The 14,407-nt window shown below is 44.8% G+C and carries 18 protein-coding genes; 7 read left to right on the top strand and 11 right to left on the bottom strand.

Going from position 1 to position 14,407, the window contains the following annotated elements:
* Positions 1-292 precede the first annotated feature (292 nt).
* The 4 genes from ICN36_RS11935 to ICN36_RS11920 all read right to left on the bottom strand — a co-directional run bounded on the left by ICN36_RS11935 (position 293) and on the right by ICN36_RS11920 (position 3,115).
* Complete coding sequence (locus ICN36_RS11935) at positions 293-856, bottom strand: cytochrome b (protein WP_216228565.1); 564 nt, start codon at positions 854-856, stop codon at positions 293-295.
* Positions 857-953: 97 nt separating this feature from the next.
* Complete coding sequence (locus ICN36_RS11930) at positions 954-1,145, bottom strand: hypothetical protein (RefSeq protein WP_216228564.1); 192 nt, start codon at positions 1,143-1,145, stop codon at positions 954-956.
* Positions 1,146-1,168: 23 nt separating this feature from the next.
* Entirely contained in the window at positions 1,169-1,966 is a 798-nt protein-coding gene (locus ICN36_RS11925; RefSeq protein WP_255531328.1) for a hypothetical protein, read from the bottom strand.
* 3 nt (positions 1,967-1,969) lie between these two features.
* Positions 1,970-3,115, bottom strand: coding sequence for an L-lactate dehydrogenase (locus tag ICN36_RS11920; protein WP_216228563.1), 1,146 nt, complete (start codon positions 3,113-3,115; stop codon positions 1,970-1,972).
* 146 nt (positions 3,116-3,261) lie between these two features.
* Between ICN36_RS11920 and ICN36_RS11915 the strand changes: the two genes are divergently transcribed.
* Positions 3,262-4,164 (top strand): DMT family transporter, encoded by a 903-nt coding sequence (locus ICN36_RS11915; protein ID WP_216228562.1) that lies wholly within the window; start codon positions 3,262-3,264, stop codon positions 4,162-4,164.
* A gap of 115 nt (positions 4,165-4,279) precedes the next feature.
* On the top strand, positions 4,280-5,428 hold the full coding sequence (locus ICN36_RS11910) for an aminotransferase class V-fold PLP-dependent enzyme (protein ID WP_216228561.1): 1,149 nt from the start codon (positions 4,280-4,282) through the stop codon (positions 5,426-5,428).
* 91 nt (positions 5,429-5,519) lie between these two features.
* Here ICN36_RS11910 and ICN36_RS11905 read toward each other — a convergent pair whose 3' ends face one another.
* Positions 5,520-6,149 carry an FABP family protein gene (locus ICN36_RS11905; protein ID WP_216228560.1) on the bottom strand — a complete coding sequence of 210 codons (630 nt, stop codon included), beginning with the start codon at positions 6,147-6,149 and terminating at the stop codon, positions 5,520-5,522.
* Between the two features lie 81 nt (positions 6,150-6,230).
* Here ICN36_RS11905 and ICN36_RS11900 point away from each other — a divergent pair, with 81 nt between their 5' ends.
* Complete coding sequence (locus ICN36_RS11900) at positions 6,231-6,518, top strand: protein tyrosine phosphatase (protein WP_216228559.1); 288 nt, start codon at positions 6,231-6,233, stop codon at positions 6,516-6,518.
* Between the two features lie 20 nt (positions 6,519-6,538).
* Here the strand turns inward: ICN36_RS11900 and ICN36_RS11895 are convergent, their stop codons facing one another.
* From ICN36_RS11895 to ICN36_RS11880, 4 genes are all read right to left on the bottom strand, one after another.
* Positions 6,539-7,516, bottom strand: coding sequence for a DMT family transporter (locus ICN36_RS11895; protein ID WP_216228558.1), 978 nt, complete (start codon positions 7,514-7,516; stop codon positions 6,539-6,541).
* Positions 7,517-7,522: 6 nt separating this feature from the next.
* Positions 7,523-8,404, bottom strand: a complete 882-nt coding sequence (locus tag ICN36_RS11890) for an NAD(P)H-hydrate dehydratase (protein WP_216228557.1) — start codon at positions 8,402-8,404, stop codon at positions 7,523-7,525.
* A gap of 50 nt (positions 8,405-8,454) precedes the next feature.
* Positions 8,455-9,192, bottom strand: a complete 738-nt coding sequence (locus ICN36_RS11885; protein ID WP_216228556.1) for an ABC transporter substrate-binding protein — start codon at positions 9,190-9,192, stop codon at positions 8,455-8,457.
* 139 nt (positions 9,193-9,331) lie between these two features.
* A complete protein-coding gene (locus ICN36_RS11880; protein ID WP_216228555.1) occupies positions 9,332-9,532 on the bottom strand; it encodes a hypothetical protein in 201 nt (66 codons plus the stop codon).
* A 165-nt stretch (positions 9,533-9,697) separates the two neighbouring features.
* Between ICN36_RS11880 and ICN36_RS11875 the strand changes: the two genes are divergently transcribed.
* The 3 genes from ICN36_RS11875 to ICN36_RS11865 are packed head-to-tail and all read left to right on the top strand — an operon-like array spanning position 9,698 to position 12,327.
* Positions 9,698-10,555: an LOG family protein gene (locus ICN36_RS11875; RefSeq protein ID WP_216228554.1), complete on the top strand. Its 858-nt coding sequence runs from the start codon at positions 9,698-9,700 to the stop codon at positions 10,553-10,555.
* Between the two features lie 28 nt (positions 10,556-10,583).
* Complete coding sequence (locus tag ICN36_RS11870) at positions 10,584-11,096, top strand: hypothetical protein (protein ID WP_216228553.1); 513 nt, start codon at positions 10,584-10,586, stop codon at positions 11,094-11,096.
* 13 nt (positions 11,097-11,109) lie between these two features.
* Positions 11,110-12,327 carry an aminoacetone oxidase family FAD-binding enzyme gene (locus tag ICN36_RS11865; protein ID WP_216228552.1) on the top strand — a complete coding sequence of 406 codons (1,218 nt, stop codon included), beginning with the start codon at positions 11,110-11,112 and terminating at the stop codon, positions 12,325-12,327.
* Positions 12,328-12,337: 10 nt separating this feature from the next.
* On the opposite strand, the gene ICN36_RS11860 is transcribed toward ICN36_RS11865, so the two are convergent.
* Positions 12,338-13,099 carry a TerC family protein gene (locus ICN36_RS11860; RefSeq protein WP_216228551.1) on the bottom strand — a complete coding sequence of 254 codons (762 nt, stop codon included), beginning with the start codon at positions 13,097-13,099 and terminating at the stop codon, positions 12,338-12,340.
* A 109-nt stretch (positions 13,100-13,208) separates the two neighbouring features.
* Positions 13,209-13,598, bottom strand: coding sequence for a group II truncated hemoglobin (locus tag ICN36_RS11855; RefSeq protein WP_216228550.1), 390 nt, complete (start codon positions 13,596-13,598; stop codon positions 13,209-13,211).
* 104 nt (positions 13,599-13,702) lie between these two features.
* On the opposite strand from ICN36_RS11855, the gene ICN36_RS11850 reads away from it, so the two are divergent.
* On the top strand, positions 13,703-14,230 hold the full coding sequence (locus tag ICN36_RS11850; protein WP_216228549.1) for a phasin family protein: 528 nt from the start codon (positions 13,703-13,705) through the stop codon (positions 14,228-14,230).
* Positions 14,231-14,407 lie beyond the last annotated feature (177 nt).

The following is a 14,407-nucleotide window of genomic DNA, read 5'->3' as shown; positions in this document are numbered from 1 at the left end:
ACAACTGGGGCTGGTGTCTTTGGTAGTAACCTACCAAAATCTTCAGCGTGCTATTTGAACCGCCGTATGCGGAACCGCACGTACGGTGGTGTGAGAGGGCTGAGGGAGTAATCCCTCACCCTACTCGATTCTTCAGGATCTTTTAAAAGATCGTACTGATTAGCTATGAGCAGCATGACAAGGGATGCGCAACCTATTGCAAAAAATTGCCACTGGTGCAACATTGCAGTTCCCACTACAGTCATTAAGACTGTCCAGCCTATTGCCATTTTGGCTTTTTTAGAGAGTGGCTTCATTTATTCATTACTCCAGCTTTAGTTTGGGCACATACTTTATTCAACATACGACGAAGTGTATCGTCCCTTATGACGTAATGTTGCCATAAGCCTGCCAAGGCATGGATACCAATTAAAAAGTAGAGTGAATTTCCTAGAAATTCATGAATTCCCTCAACCAATTTTTTCATCTCTGGATTGGGGGTAACGAACTGAGGCCACACCAAGCCAAAGAAGTGGATTTCTTTGCCACCATATTGAAAGTACAGTAGGCCAAAGATAGGGGATATCAAAAGTATGGCATAGAGTAGCCAATGCATTGCTGTGGCTAATGAAGCAAGAAAAGGTTTTGGATTTGTAGGCTTAGGAGCGCCATAAGTTAAGCGCACTATCAAGCGCAGAGCCATTACTAAAAAAATCAGCTGTCCAATGACGCCATGCACCGTTTTGCATAGCTCGCGAGGCTCACTTCCTTTGGGAAATTGCCCTTTGAGTTCAATAGCTACAAAGGCAGCAATTACCAGGACGAAAACAAACCAATGGAAGAATATGGAGGCTGGGTGGTATTTGGTCTTTGACATGAGCGCTGAGAATTAAGTGGATTCATCATAAATAATAATGAATCTCATTAACATTAGGAATATCAGGGACATCCCGCACCCTTATGACCGTCAAAACTCAGTTATTCAGCCTTACTCTGGCGCTAAGTTCGTTGACTGTTCCGCGTTTATCTATTTGAGAAAGTCTCAGGGCTTCAACTTCAAAGTCCAGTTGCCCTGGATGAAACTCTTGGTCATTCTGAAGATGAATAACATAGGTCCAGACTAGCTCGCGGCCGCGGTTTTTAAAGACATCGACTACACGTTTCATCTGTACCGCCTTTATGCTGAAGCTTATTTACTGCCGCTAGATGGACTACTTGCATCCATCTGTTGAGTTAAATTATTTTTTAGTGCCACCAAGTTCCTAGCTTCAATGCGAATGACTCCGCCTCTGGGGCTATCAATATCGGCTATTAAAAAGAAGGACACGGAAATGACGAATGGGAAGATCATGAATAGACCAATATTCTTCTCAAAATTACGCGCACCAAATCCGACAAGTAGGTTTGCGCAAATGGCGATTGCCGCCATCAATGCCCAAGCTGTTAAGGGAATGCGGTTCCACCAAGCAGCCTGAACATAACCCTGGGAATTGAGAACATCATTCATGCCTGAAGCAACTAGTGCCATGGCTGGTGTGGCTTGCGTTTTAACTGAGGGAAGGATTTCATTCCAAAGGGCAGTTTGTAGTTGATCTGTTTTAATGCGAATCTCTCGAATCTTTTCTGGAGGCTGCTTTGAGTAAAACAGAATACGTTGATCTACATATTGCATGAGTAAATCTTTTGTTGCCGCTGATGCTTTCTGAGGCAAGATATCAGCCCTTAAGAATTCAGTGCCAATGGCATTTGCTTCGCCTTCCTCAAATATCTCTCGCTGATCATGGCGATCAATAGCCATTGAGAAAGTAAACCCAATAATCAATGCAAGTAAGGTTAGGGTGGCGGTCTGAATGATGCCGAGATCAGTAGAGGTCTCGGTATCTTTAGTGCGATAACGGCTCAGTACAGCGTGCCCAAACCAGACAGAAAAAGCAAAGGCTAGGAATGAAACTGCAAAAACAGCAAGAGGGTAATTTAAGAGATGCAAAATTTAAAAGGTTCCCGGATACAAAATATCTTTAGTCACATTATGAATATCGCGATGACCTGTAAATGCCATGGTGATATCGAGCTCATTGTGAATAATCTCTAAGCACTTGGTAACACCAGCCTCACCCATGGCGCCTAAGCCATAAAGAAATGGGCGGCCGATCATCGTACCGCGTGCGCCTAAGGCCCATGCTTTCAGAACATCTTGACCTGAGCGAATGCCGCCATCCATCCATACTTCAATATCTTTACCAACTGCATCCACAATTCCAGGCAACGCTTTAATGCTAGAGATGGCGCCATCTAATTGACGGCCGCCATGGTTAGAAACAATTAATGCATCCGCCCCAGAGTCTGCTGCCAAGCGAGCATCGCCTTCATCTAAGATGCCTTTGATGATGAGCTTTCCACCCCAGAGTTTTTTAATCCACTCCACATCGCCCCAATTGAGGCCTGGATCAAATTGCTCAGCAGTCCAAGAGGATAGGGAAGACATATTGCCTACACCAGTAGCGTGCCCAACAATATTGCGAAACGTTCTGCGTGGTGTCATCGCCATTCCCATGCACCAACGTGGCTTGGTGGCCATATTGATCATATTGGCAATCGTTAATTTAGGAGGGGCAGAGAGACCGTTTTTTAAATCCTTGTGACGTTGACCCAAGATTTGTAAATCTAATGTCAGCACCAGCGCAGAACAATTAGCTGCCTTAGCGCGTTCAATCAGGCGTTCAATAAAGCCGCGATCTTTCATGACATACAGTTGAAACCAAAATGGTTTTGTAGTGCGCTCTGCCACATCTTCAATCGAGCAAATACTCATGGTGGAGAGGCAGAATGGCACACCAAACTTTTCGGCAGCTTTGGCCGCTAAAATTTCACCATCAGCATGTTGCATTCCGGTGAGACCAGTAGGAGCAAGAGCAACTGGCATAGCAACTTCTTGGCCGACCATAGTTGTCTTAGTAGTGCGGTTGGTCATGTTTACCGCTACACGCTGACGAAGCTTAATCTTTTGAAAATCGGATTCATTAGCGCGGTAGGTTGACTCAGTCCAAGAACCCGAATCAGCATAGTCATAGAACATCTTAGGGGTGCGTTTTTGATGGAGGACCCGCAAGTCTTCTATATTGGTAATGATTGCCACAATGATTCCTTCTGTTTAACGCTATTTTGTTGGAGCAAAAGCTTAATTTAAGCTCTATCTTAGCAATACCGGGGATTTGTTTCTACAATGCTAGGGTATCCCTTGCTTGGGGACCCCAAATAACTACTTCCCCAATAAGCTGCTGAATGCAACAACTGAATTACTCCACTATTTTCTACCTGCTCGCTGCCACGGCTTTATGGGCAGGTAATGCTATTTCTGGGCGTGTATTGGTTGGTAGCATCTCCCCAATTACTTTGAGTGCAGTACGCTGGGGATTGGCCGCCTTGCTTTTGTTGCCCTTAGGTTGGCGTGTCTTTACGCCAGGAAGCGCCTTGTGGCGAAACAAGAAACGTTTTCTACTTTTGGGTCTATTCGGCGTGGGCAGCTACAACGTGCTGCTCTATCTTGCGCTTCAAACCTCCACCGCCATTAATGTCACCTTGATTGGTGCCAGCATGCCGATATGGATGCTATTTATTGGCGCAGTGTTTTATCAGGTGAAGCCAAGCTTCTTACAAATGATTGGTGCGGTGGTGAGTTTGCTAGGTGTTGGCATCGTGCTCACGCGAGGTGACCTGACAGCCTTGTTGTCTATGGAAATGGTGGTGGGCGACCTTTTAATCATGTTGGCCACAATCTTGTGGGCTACTTATAGTTGGATGTTAAGTCGTCCGGGCTCGAGCACAGAACGTCAATGGCCATGGGCTGAATTTTTGATGGCGCAAGTAACGGTCGGTCTATTGTGGACAGGTTTTTTCGACAGCTTTGAAATCGCAGCAGGCCAGGCCTTTATTGACCTTAATTGGTGGACTGCGTCTTTAATTGTCTTCGTCGCTATTGGCCCTTCGCTGATTGCCTATCGTTGCTGGGGCTTGGGTGTTAATGGAGCGGGGCCTACGGTCGCCGCCTTTTTTGCCAATTTCATACCCTTATTTACGGCGCTTTTATCGGCAGCCATGTTGGGCGAGCCCCCACAACTTTTCCATGGCCTCGCCTTTGCGCTGATTGTTGCAGGTATTGTGATCTCCTCCAAACGAAGCAAGTAACTTCGGTAAAACAGGCAAAAATGTCCTTTTGAGAGGGGTTTTAGGCCTAAGCCCCCAAAAATGTCTTAAATCGGTATCATTTAGGGCTAATCACTGATATTCCTAGGAAATTACTATGCCAGGCTTACTTCCCAACGTTGATCCAGACGGTTTATTGGAGTTCTCGGTTGTTTACACCGACCGCTCTTTAAATCACATGTCTGAAGAGTTCAAGTGTGTAATGGTTGATATTTCTAGCGTTCTCAAAGATGCGTATAACGCCAGCTCTGCAGTCATCGTTCCAGGTAGCGGCACTTTTGGTATGGAAGCAGTTGCCCGCCAATTTGCTAATAATGAGAAATGCTTAGTTTTGCGTAATGGCTGGTTTAGCTATCGCTGGACACAAATTTTTGATTTGGCACACATCACTAAAGATGTAACAGTCATCAAGGGTCATCAATTAGAGGATTCAGTGCAGGGTGTATTTGCACCGGCTCCCATTGAAGAAGTGGTGGCCTATATTAAGAAAGAAAAACCTGCAGTGGTCTTTGCGCCGCACGTAGAAACTTCTGCCGGCATCATTCTTCCAGATGACTACCTCAAAGCAGTTGGCGAGGCAGTTCGCTCTGTAAATGGTTTGTTTGTATTGGATTGCATTGCCTCTGGCGCAATGTGGGTTGATATGAAGGCTTGCAATGTTGATGTACTTATTACTGCACCACAAAAAGGTTGGAGTAGTTCCCCATGTTGCGCATTGATTGCTCTTGGTGATCGTGCACGTGAACGTATTGATGCAACTCAAAGTAGCAGCTTCTCTATGGACTTGAAGAAGTGGTTGCAGATTATGGAAGCTTACGAAAAGGGCGGTCATGTGTATCACACGACTATGCCTACTGATGCCTTGAAGATTTTGCGCAACGTGATGAAAGAGACGCAATCTCTCGGCTTTGCAGCGTTAAAAGACAAGCAGGTGGAGTTGGGCACTAAAGTGCGTAATCTATTGATATCTAAAGGTTACAGTTCTGTAGCCGCCAAGGGCTTCCAAGCTCCTGGCGTAGTTGTCAGCTATACCAAGGACCCTGATATTCAATCTGGTAAGAAGTTTATTGCGCTCGGTATGCAAACTGCTGCAGGCGTTCCTTTGCAGTGTGATGAGCGAGCTGATTTCCGCACCTTCCGTCTTGGATTGTTTGGTTTGGAGAAGTTGGCTAACGTTGATCGCACAGTTGGGCATCTCGCTACAGCATTAGAAAAAATTACCGAGACTGAAGCACAACCTGCGTAATCAATTTAGGTAGTGAAGTACTAAATAATAAAGGCCATCAGATGATGGCCTTTATTACAACTAAAAAAAGAATTCAAATTTATGAAGCCACTTATTTGGCTAATGGATTAGGGGTGGCATCACCAATCTTATGAAGTACATTGTTATCAACGTGATGAAATAACTCCGCCCGATCTTTAATCTTCATAACGGTGTCTTGCTCATAAGACCAAGTGCCGTCATCATGAATCGAAACCTGAATACGAAACTCCACCGTTCTAAATGCGTAATTTAAGAATGGGTTAGATGAGATGCCTGCGGATGGATCATGCTCTTTAGCATTGAGTTCAAATTGTTTTGCATCTGGTGCTGCTTTTCCGCTTGCCATGGTGATCATGCCGCGGGGTATGGAGAGGGTATGAATCACGCTACCGGTTGCGGGTTCCCATAACCAATAGCCTACTTGATCGTGATAGGTCTTTACTTGATCAGGCTTGGTAATGTGGGTGTGATACCGTAAGCCATAAAACAATTGAGGACCATTCGTTTGAGGGTCGATCGGTTGAAGTTCAATGTGCTCTACATAAGCCTGCTTCTTGGGGCCTTCAGCCTTGGGTTTGACATCCAAGCCACGAACGCCTTCCCAGATTCCAGCCATGCCAGTCAAGGGCCCAAGCTGTTCTAGGGTATTGACCGAATAGCCTTGAGGTTCAGTAAAGATGTCGCTCGGGAATTTACTCATAACCAACCTTTTAAAAATGAAGCATTAATATCAATTTTTTGAGTATTATTAAATTATCCACAAACTTTCTTGGAGAATTTCATGATTTCACGTATTGCGCGCCTGAGCCTTGCCTCCCTTATTTCTGCTGCTATTGGAATTGCTCCAATTTCTGTAATGGCTGCTGACCCAGCTCCTGCAACAGCGCCAGCTGCTGCACCTACAGCTACTCCGGCAGCTCCAGTTGCTGCACCTGCTGCAACTCCAGCCGAGAAATCTGCTGAGAAGAAGGCGAAGAAAAAAGCAAAGCAAGAAAAGAAGGCTGAGAAAAAAGCGAAAAAGAAATCTAAAAAGAAAGCTAAGGCAGCTGCCGAAGCAGCAGCTCAGTAAGATAGATAAATCAGTCCCTGTTAATTAAGGGGTTCAGTACTATCAAAGTCATCAGATCTTTTGGGGTCTGGTGACTTTTTTATTGGGGCATCGTTGCGCACCAACAGCCACATTGCTGCAATAACCAAGGTCATGCCGCTAATTTGTGTCCAGGTAACAGGCTCTGACAAAACTAAATATCCCATGAAGATGGTTGATACCGGGCCCAGCATTCCAGCTTGCGCTACCAAAGGTGACCCTATGCGATTAATGGCAATCATGATTAACAGCATGGGGATGACGGTGCAAAAACTGGCATTCAGAAGACTAAACCAATAAATCTGCGTTACTTGTTCAAAAATAGCCGTTGGATTGTGAATGGTTGACTGAGTAATGCTCAAGACGGCAGAAGCTGAGCTGGCATAGACAACCAAGCGTACGCTACCAATACGCTTCACCATCTCGCCCGCGCCGATCATATAGGCTGCATATGAGCAGGCACTTCCAAATACAAGTGCCATGCCTAACCAAGCGCTCATCCCGGTAGAGCTAGCATCTTGAATGAAGACGATAAAAACCCCAATGTAGCCAATGATCAGCGCATACCACTGCAAGCGCGAGATAGGTTTCTTTAAAGCAAAATAGGAGATCACCAGAACAATCGTCGGCGTGAGATACAGAACAATTCTCTCAAGGCCAACCGAGATATATTGAAGTCCTAAGAAGTCTATATAGCTTGATAAGAAATAACCCAAAAATCCGAGGAAAAATAATTTACCGCGATCAAGCCAAGTTATTGGGCTCATTTTTTTTCGGTGAGATTCCCACCAGAAGATTCCCCAAAACAAGGGAAGCGCCATGAGCATACGTAGGGCTAAAAGGGTTTCTGCGTTCGCTCCGTACCCAAATGCTAACTTGACCAGAATAGCTTTTCCAGAGAAAAGCATAGAGCCTACTCCGGCCATCAAAATGCCATAGAGGTAGCGTCGATGATGGTGAGCTGCGCTTACGGAATGCATACCGATTTATAACAGTTTATTGAGGAGCGACCGCATTTCTAAAATGGTTTCGGTAGGAGTAAGACCAATGGGACCAACTCCTTTGCTCACCAGGCTATCTGCCGCTTTGGCATGGAGTTCAACCGCAATCCCAGTGGCTTGCCATAGATCTAGCTGATGCTGGACTCCTTGAGCGGCAATAGCGGCGATGCTTCCAGTCAAAATATCTCCCATACCACCAGTGCCCATACCGGGGTTGCCATCAAGGCACTGAACAGGTTGGTGATGTGGTGATGCAATCAGGGTGTGTTGCCCCTTAAGAACCACAATCGATTGCGTGAGCTCAATGAGTTCTTCTACTGCATTTATGCGATTGGCTTGAACTACCTCTGTTGTAGTTTTTAAAAGCTTGGCTGCTTCGCCGGGGTGAGGGGTTAAAACAGTAAGTCCAGGAAAATCGGAGTTGCGTTTCTGTAAGCTGGCTATTAACTCATCAGACTCGCTGATCAGATTAAGTGCATCTGCATCAACGACCAATGGAATATTGGGGTATGAGAGAGAGGTCTGCAGGCATAGATATGCAAAGGTGGACCTGCCTAGACCGGGTCCTATGGCAATGACATCAGGTTGAAAAGCAATGATCGTTTCATGAATATTTTCAGTAGCAAGATGAACCATTAATTCTGGTTGATTGGCATCAGCATGTGCTGAGGCGGGGTCTAACATTTCTAAGATAGTCCATCCGGCTCCTAGGTGTAAGCAAGCATTGCCTGCCAAAATAAGAGCGCCAGCCATGCCAGGGGCGCCACCTATTAAAACGACTTTGCCCGCATTGCCTTTGTGTTCTGCAGGTTTGCGTTTTAGACGCGCAGCAAGAGAGAGGATATTGAGTGGGGTAAGGAGAGCCATAAGCACAGTATCGTACTAAATTGAGTGCTAACCCATTAATCCATGTTAATTTATTCGGCTACTTTTGCACCTTGGATATTGTGTCGTTTCATAGCTTCAGCAACAAATCCAGATTGCTTTAATTCTGTGATGACATTGCTCAAATAAGCATTTGTACTTTCATAGTTGCTTCTAGCTTTTGGAATGCCAATCGCTTGATTAATCACCATGAAACGTCCAGGCAGCATCCGTAGTCCTTCATAGCGCTTTGCATCACTCTCAAGTTGTTGCTTTACGCCAGCTGCCACATTGCCTTTACCAACCATAAAATCGTCAATGACGGTTTGTGAGCTTGCTGCACGTAATAGGGTGGCATTTTTAATCTCACGCGTTAGATAAAGATCGTAGGCACTTCCTTTGCCAACCACGATTTCATTTCCCACAACATCGACTTCATCATTGCTCTTAAGGGGCGAGCCGGATTTCACCATATAAGCCCCCTCAATTTGAATATAGGCTGGTGTATAGCTAATATCGGCGCCACGAACGGGATCGATTGCCACAAATACTAAGTCGATATCCCCAGTCTTTACTGCATCAACCGTCGCGCTCGCAGTTTTAAATGGAATGAGTTTCACTGGTGACGAAATCCGATTGCCAATTTCATTAGCGATGTCAATCGTCACACCAGACAGATTTTTTGAGACAGGATCTTCACTTGCAAGTATCGGGTTGCCCAAATTAATGCCAACACGTAGAGTGCCAGTTGGCGCAAAAGAGGGGAGTGATTTGGAATCTATAGTTTTCATAGCGGGAGATGATTGACTAATAGCAAACTGAGGCAGGCACAGGAGTGCAATTGAGATGACTAATGAAAATATTGGTTTCATCAAAATATGGAGATAAAAAAACCGCGGAGAACCGCGGTTTTATATGCAAAAGAAGAAATTACTTCTTAGCGTCAGCCGCAGGAGCAGCAGCTGGAGCCACTGGAGCTGCTGGAGCATCTTTCTTAGCGTCTTCCATGTGTGCAGCTTCTGCACCATGCTTTTCACCGCCCATGTCAACGTTGCCATCGCCTTTGAGGAGTAAATAGGCTGTGGCACCAACCAATACTAGTACCATGATGATGATTGAACGGTTGCTCATTGCTTTTCCTTCGATTTAGTTGAAATTAGGCCCATATTAACTCGGGATAGGCGCTGGGTAAATCCCAACAATCCCTAGAGCCTGATATCCTTGGTTTAACTAGGTATTAACACTAATTAAGGGTGCGAGTTAAGATGGTTCCATATTCACCAAGAGGGTTGCAATATGAGTCCAAAACTCCCTGTTCATAACTCACAGACTATTACTGAGTTTTTGAATCTTCATCACGATCAAGTATCTGAAGAAGATTCCGCAGAGTCTTATAAGTTTGCTTTTGACGACGAAGCATTTTTGGCTCGTAGAGAAACGATGGGCATTCGCTTTGAACTAGAGTTGCTCAAACCTGAAGTATTGCTCAAAGAGCATGGCATTGAACATACGATTACGGTTTTTGGCTCAACCCGTTTTGTGAGTCATGAACAGGCAATGGAGTTGAAACAGCGAGCCAAAACCCCGGAAGAGATTGCGTTTGCTAATAAGGCCTTACTGCATAGCGAGTACTACGAATCTGCAAGACAGTTCGGCTCAGTAGTAGCTCATTACAACGCCACCCAAAAAAGCGATTCAAATAAGCTTCATATCTGCACGGGTGGTGGCCCTGGCATTATGGAGGCCGTCAATCGTGGCGCATTCGAGGCGGGCGATAAAACCATTGGTTTTAATATTAGCCTTCCTAGAGAGCAGCAACCCAATCAGTACATCAGTCCAGGACTCAGCTTTCGTTTTCACTACTTTGCGCTACGCAAGATGCACTTTATGTTAAGAGCTAGGGCAATCGTCACATATCCAGGTGGCTTTGGCTCCTTTGATGAGCTGTTTGAGGTCTTAACCTTAATTCAAACTAAAAAGGTTGTTCGGATACCGGTGATATTGGTAGATAAGAGCTATTGGAATGAGATGCTGAACTTCAAGCGGATGGTGGAGTTTGGCGTCATTGACGAAGAGGATATGCAGAGTATTCACTTTTCAGAAACGGCTGAGGAGGCTTGGCAGGTCATTCAAGAGTGGTATCAGCTAGGCTAGGCATGCTAGCCCCTGTAAAATCAAAACCATGAATCCCACGCAAACTAGCCTTGCTACCTCTATAGATCTTCCCGGTTATATCTTGGGTAGCGCCATGCTGTTGTTGGTCATGGTTTTCCATGGTGTCCTATTGCTCCAGATTGCCAAACGGTATGAAGTAAAAACCTTTCTGTACTTGGCTGAGAAGAAATACTCTGCTGTCGCTCTCTGTTTTTACATTAGCGTCTTCTACTTATTCTTGACGCACATCGCTGAAATACTCATTTGGGGTATTGCGCTATATACATTCAAATTACTGCCTGCATTGGGTCAAAGTATTTTATTTAGCGGTAGCACGTACACTGCTATGGGTTTTATGGAAGATATTCTTCCTGATGGCTGGAAGATGCTTGCAGTCATCATCGCATTTTCTGGAATGTTCTCCTTTGCATGGACAGCATCAGTCATGATTTCGATGACCAAGAGCTTCCGTCAAGCCTATACCAAGCTTCACATGAGAAAACTCAATATCTCATCTGACATCATTGATCGATTTGAGTAAATTATGAGTAAGCATGAGTAAAGTATGGGATGCCATCATTATTGGTGGTGGTGCTGCAGGTCTATTCTGTGCTGGAGTTGCTGGCCAGTTGGGCAAGAAGGTACTTGTCCTTGATCATGCAGAAGTTTTAGGTGAAAAGATTCGCATTAGTGGAGGTGGTCGCTGTAACTTTACTAACCTTCATAGTAGCCCAGCAAATTTCCTTTCCCGCAATCAGCATTTTGTTAAAAGTGCGCTTGCCAGATACCCTTCAATGGAATTTATCAAGCTGGTAGCTTCTTATGGGATTAACTATCATGAGAAACACCAGGGCCAATTGTTTTGTGATGACTCTGCTAAACAAATCATTGATTTACTCTTCGCAGAATGCGCCAAAGGAAATGTGACCATTCGAAATCCAGTCACGGTTCAGTCAATTGAGAAAGAGGGTGACCAATGGAAGATAGTTACCAGTGCTGGTACTGAAAAATCAAAGTCACTAGTCATGGCAACCGGGGGTTTACCGGTTCCTGCGATTGGTGCCACTGCTTATTCATTAGATATTGCTAAGCAGTTTGCATTGAATGTGATCGATCCAAGGCCTGCTCTAGTGCCACTTTCTTTTACAGCAGACAATTTTGGTAATCTCAACGACTTAGCAGGCCTTAGCGTCCCCGTCAGAATCGCTTCAGGCTCAAAAGGCCATCGTTATGGCGCTTGTAGATTTAATGAGGATCTTCTACTTACCCATAAAGGACTTTCTGGTCCTGCAGTTCTTCAGGCAAGTAGTTATTGGGAAGAGGGCGAGCCGATTCATATTGATTGGCTTGGCGCTATCGAGCGTCCCGGTGGATTTAATTGCGATGAGCTATTTAATAACGAAGAGAATCGTTTGAAATTAACTGAAACGATTTTGGCCTCAGTCCTGCCTCAGCGTTTAGCCAAAGCATTTGCAGATCAAAAAGGCTTAACTGGTCGTAAATGGGTAGAAGTTTCTAAAAAGGATCGTCAGGCCCTCAAAGAGCTTATTACGAACTGGTCAGTAAAACCAGCAGGCACCTTGGGTTGGAAAAAGGCTGAAGTGATGCTGGGCGGCGTTGATACTAAGGAGCTTGACGGTCAAACCATGATGTCACGCCAACACCCAGGATTATTCTTTATTGGCGAATGCGTGGATGTCACTGGCCACTTAGGTGGACATAACTTCCAATGGGCCTGGGCAAGTGGTTTTGCTTGTGCTCAGGCCGTATAAAAACCAGCCCCTATCTGGTTTGCTTTTTCTTTTCCCGGGAGCGGATGTTTAAAAGCTCGACTGCCAGTGAAAACGCTATAGCGACGTAGACATATCCTTTTGGAATATGCACTCCCATACCCTCGGCGATTAGCACTACACCCACAACCGTCAGAAACGATAGGGCAAGTACTTTGATTGAGGGATGGTGATGTACAAAATCTCCTATGGGTTTTGCTGCAATTAACATGATCATGACAGATGCTAGAACTGCTGCGATCATGATGCTAATTTGATCGACCATACCTACAGCGGTGATCACACTGTCTAGAGAGAAAATAATATCTAGCAAGCCAATTTGTAGAACGGAGCCAATAAATAGAGAGAGCATTGACTTTGCATTCTTTTTCCCATGAGATGCACCTTGCTCATCACCGTGATCGCCTACCTCTACCTCTACGTAAATTTCTTTAGAGGCCTTCCAAATTAGGAAGAAGCCACCCAGTAGCAAGATTAAATCTCTACCGCTAATGGATTTCTCGATAATGCTAAAGAGTGGCTCGGTAAGGCCCATGACCCATGAAAGACTAAGCAGTAAAAGAATACGAGTGACTAAGGCAAAAATCAGACCAAAGCGACGCACCCTCTCGCGAATCTCTAAAGGAAGTCTGTTGGCGATAACGCTAATGAAGATGATGTTATCGATGCCTAGAATAATCTCCAGGGTAGATAGCGTTAAAAAAGCGATCCAAGCATTGGGGTCGCTCAGAAGCTGCATAAAACCTTCGATCATTATTTACTTTGTTGTTGTGGCCCTATTGCAAAGTGTATCCAAGTACATGAAATACATCTCTTTATATGTAAGCCCATACAGACTATCGGGATATTGGTTGGCCTAATTACTAGTTCGGCTGATTTCTCATCCAGTCGGCCGTATTGAAAAAAGACTCTTCTAATTGCTTGGCGGTGCTACCGTCAATGCCACAATCTTCTATGGCCTTATACATACAGGCTAGCCATTGACTACGTTCTTTTAATCCAATCTTAAATGGTAGATGGCGGGCCCTTAGCATTGGGTGACCATATTTAGGGGAGTAGATATCGGGGCCGCCCATCCATCCAGTGAGGAAAAATTTGAGCTTTTCGCGAGAGGTGGAAAGATCCTGAGCATGCATTGCACGCAAATCCCTAAAAATAGGCTCTAAAGCCATCAAATCGTAAAAACGATCCACCAGTTCATCGACCTTATCGATGCCGCCAATGGCCTCATAAATAGATTGTCTTTCAGTCATCCCTGTATTTTAATGCCTGAAATTGGGGGAATTGGCAGTTACACAAATTCGGTATAGAGTTAAACATCAAAGTTTCATTAACCCTTGTTTATAGGAGCGTAGAAATGGATGCTAAAGAATTACAAAAATGGCAACGTGAAAAGGCTAAAGAGCTTTTTGATTACTCGCATACTCTTTTAGAGGCTGCCAAGAAATTGAGTGAACATCATTTGGCTGAGGTTGAGTGGGGCATGAAAAATGCCTTAGACAGCGCCAAGTCAGCCGCTAAAAATGATTTAGCTAAATTAAAAGACTTGCAGGAAGAAGCTACCAAGGAAGCTGCTAAACGTGCGGCCGCCTATCAAAAGAAAGTGAAGTCAGTTTTGAAAGAGCTGGGTGATGGGGCTGCGGATGAAACTGAGAAGCATCTAGAAAAAGTGCGCAGTTCTTTAGTGAGCTGGCTTGAAGATGCTGAAAACAAAATCCCAGCTCATGCTGATAAGCTCTCTAAGGTTGTTCATGAAATGTCTACTACAGGACAAAACATGTTTAAAGAAGGGCGCCGCATTGTCAATCAAGTAGCTGAGACTGCAGAAAAAAATATTGAAGACTTGGTTAAAAAGTCTGGAACCAAAAAGAAGTCGGATGAATAGTAATATTTATTGATATAAAAACCAAAACCGCCTTATCGTTGAGGCGGTTTTTTTATTGGTGCGCCCGGCAGGGTGCACTTACTTGGAGGTGAAAGTCCTCTACACACCCGGTAAGGGGAAGTGTTAGCTAATGGCAAGGGCTTTGTGGGTGACTGCAAGTCTGAAGGAAGCCAAAGG

It is taken from the genome of Polynucleobacter sp. UK-Gri1-W3 (genome assembly GCF_018881595.1).
In the GTDB taxonomy this organism is placed as follows: domain Bacteria; phylum Pseudomonadota; class Gammaproteobacteria; order Burkholderiales; family Burkholderiaceae; genus Polynucleobacter.
Note: the sequence above shows the minus strand (reverse complement) of the source record. Positions and strands in the feature narration are given on the sequence as shown.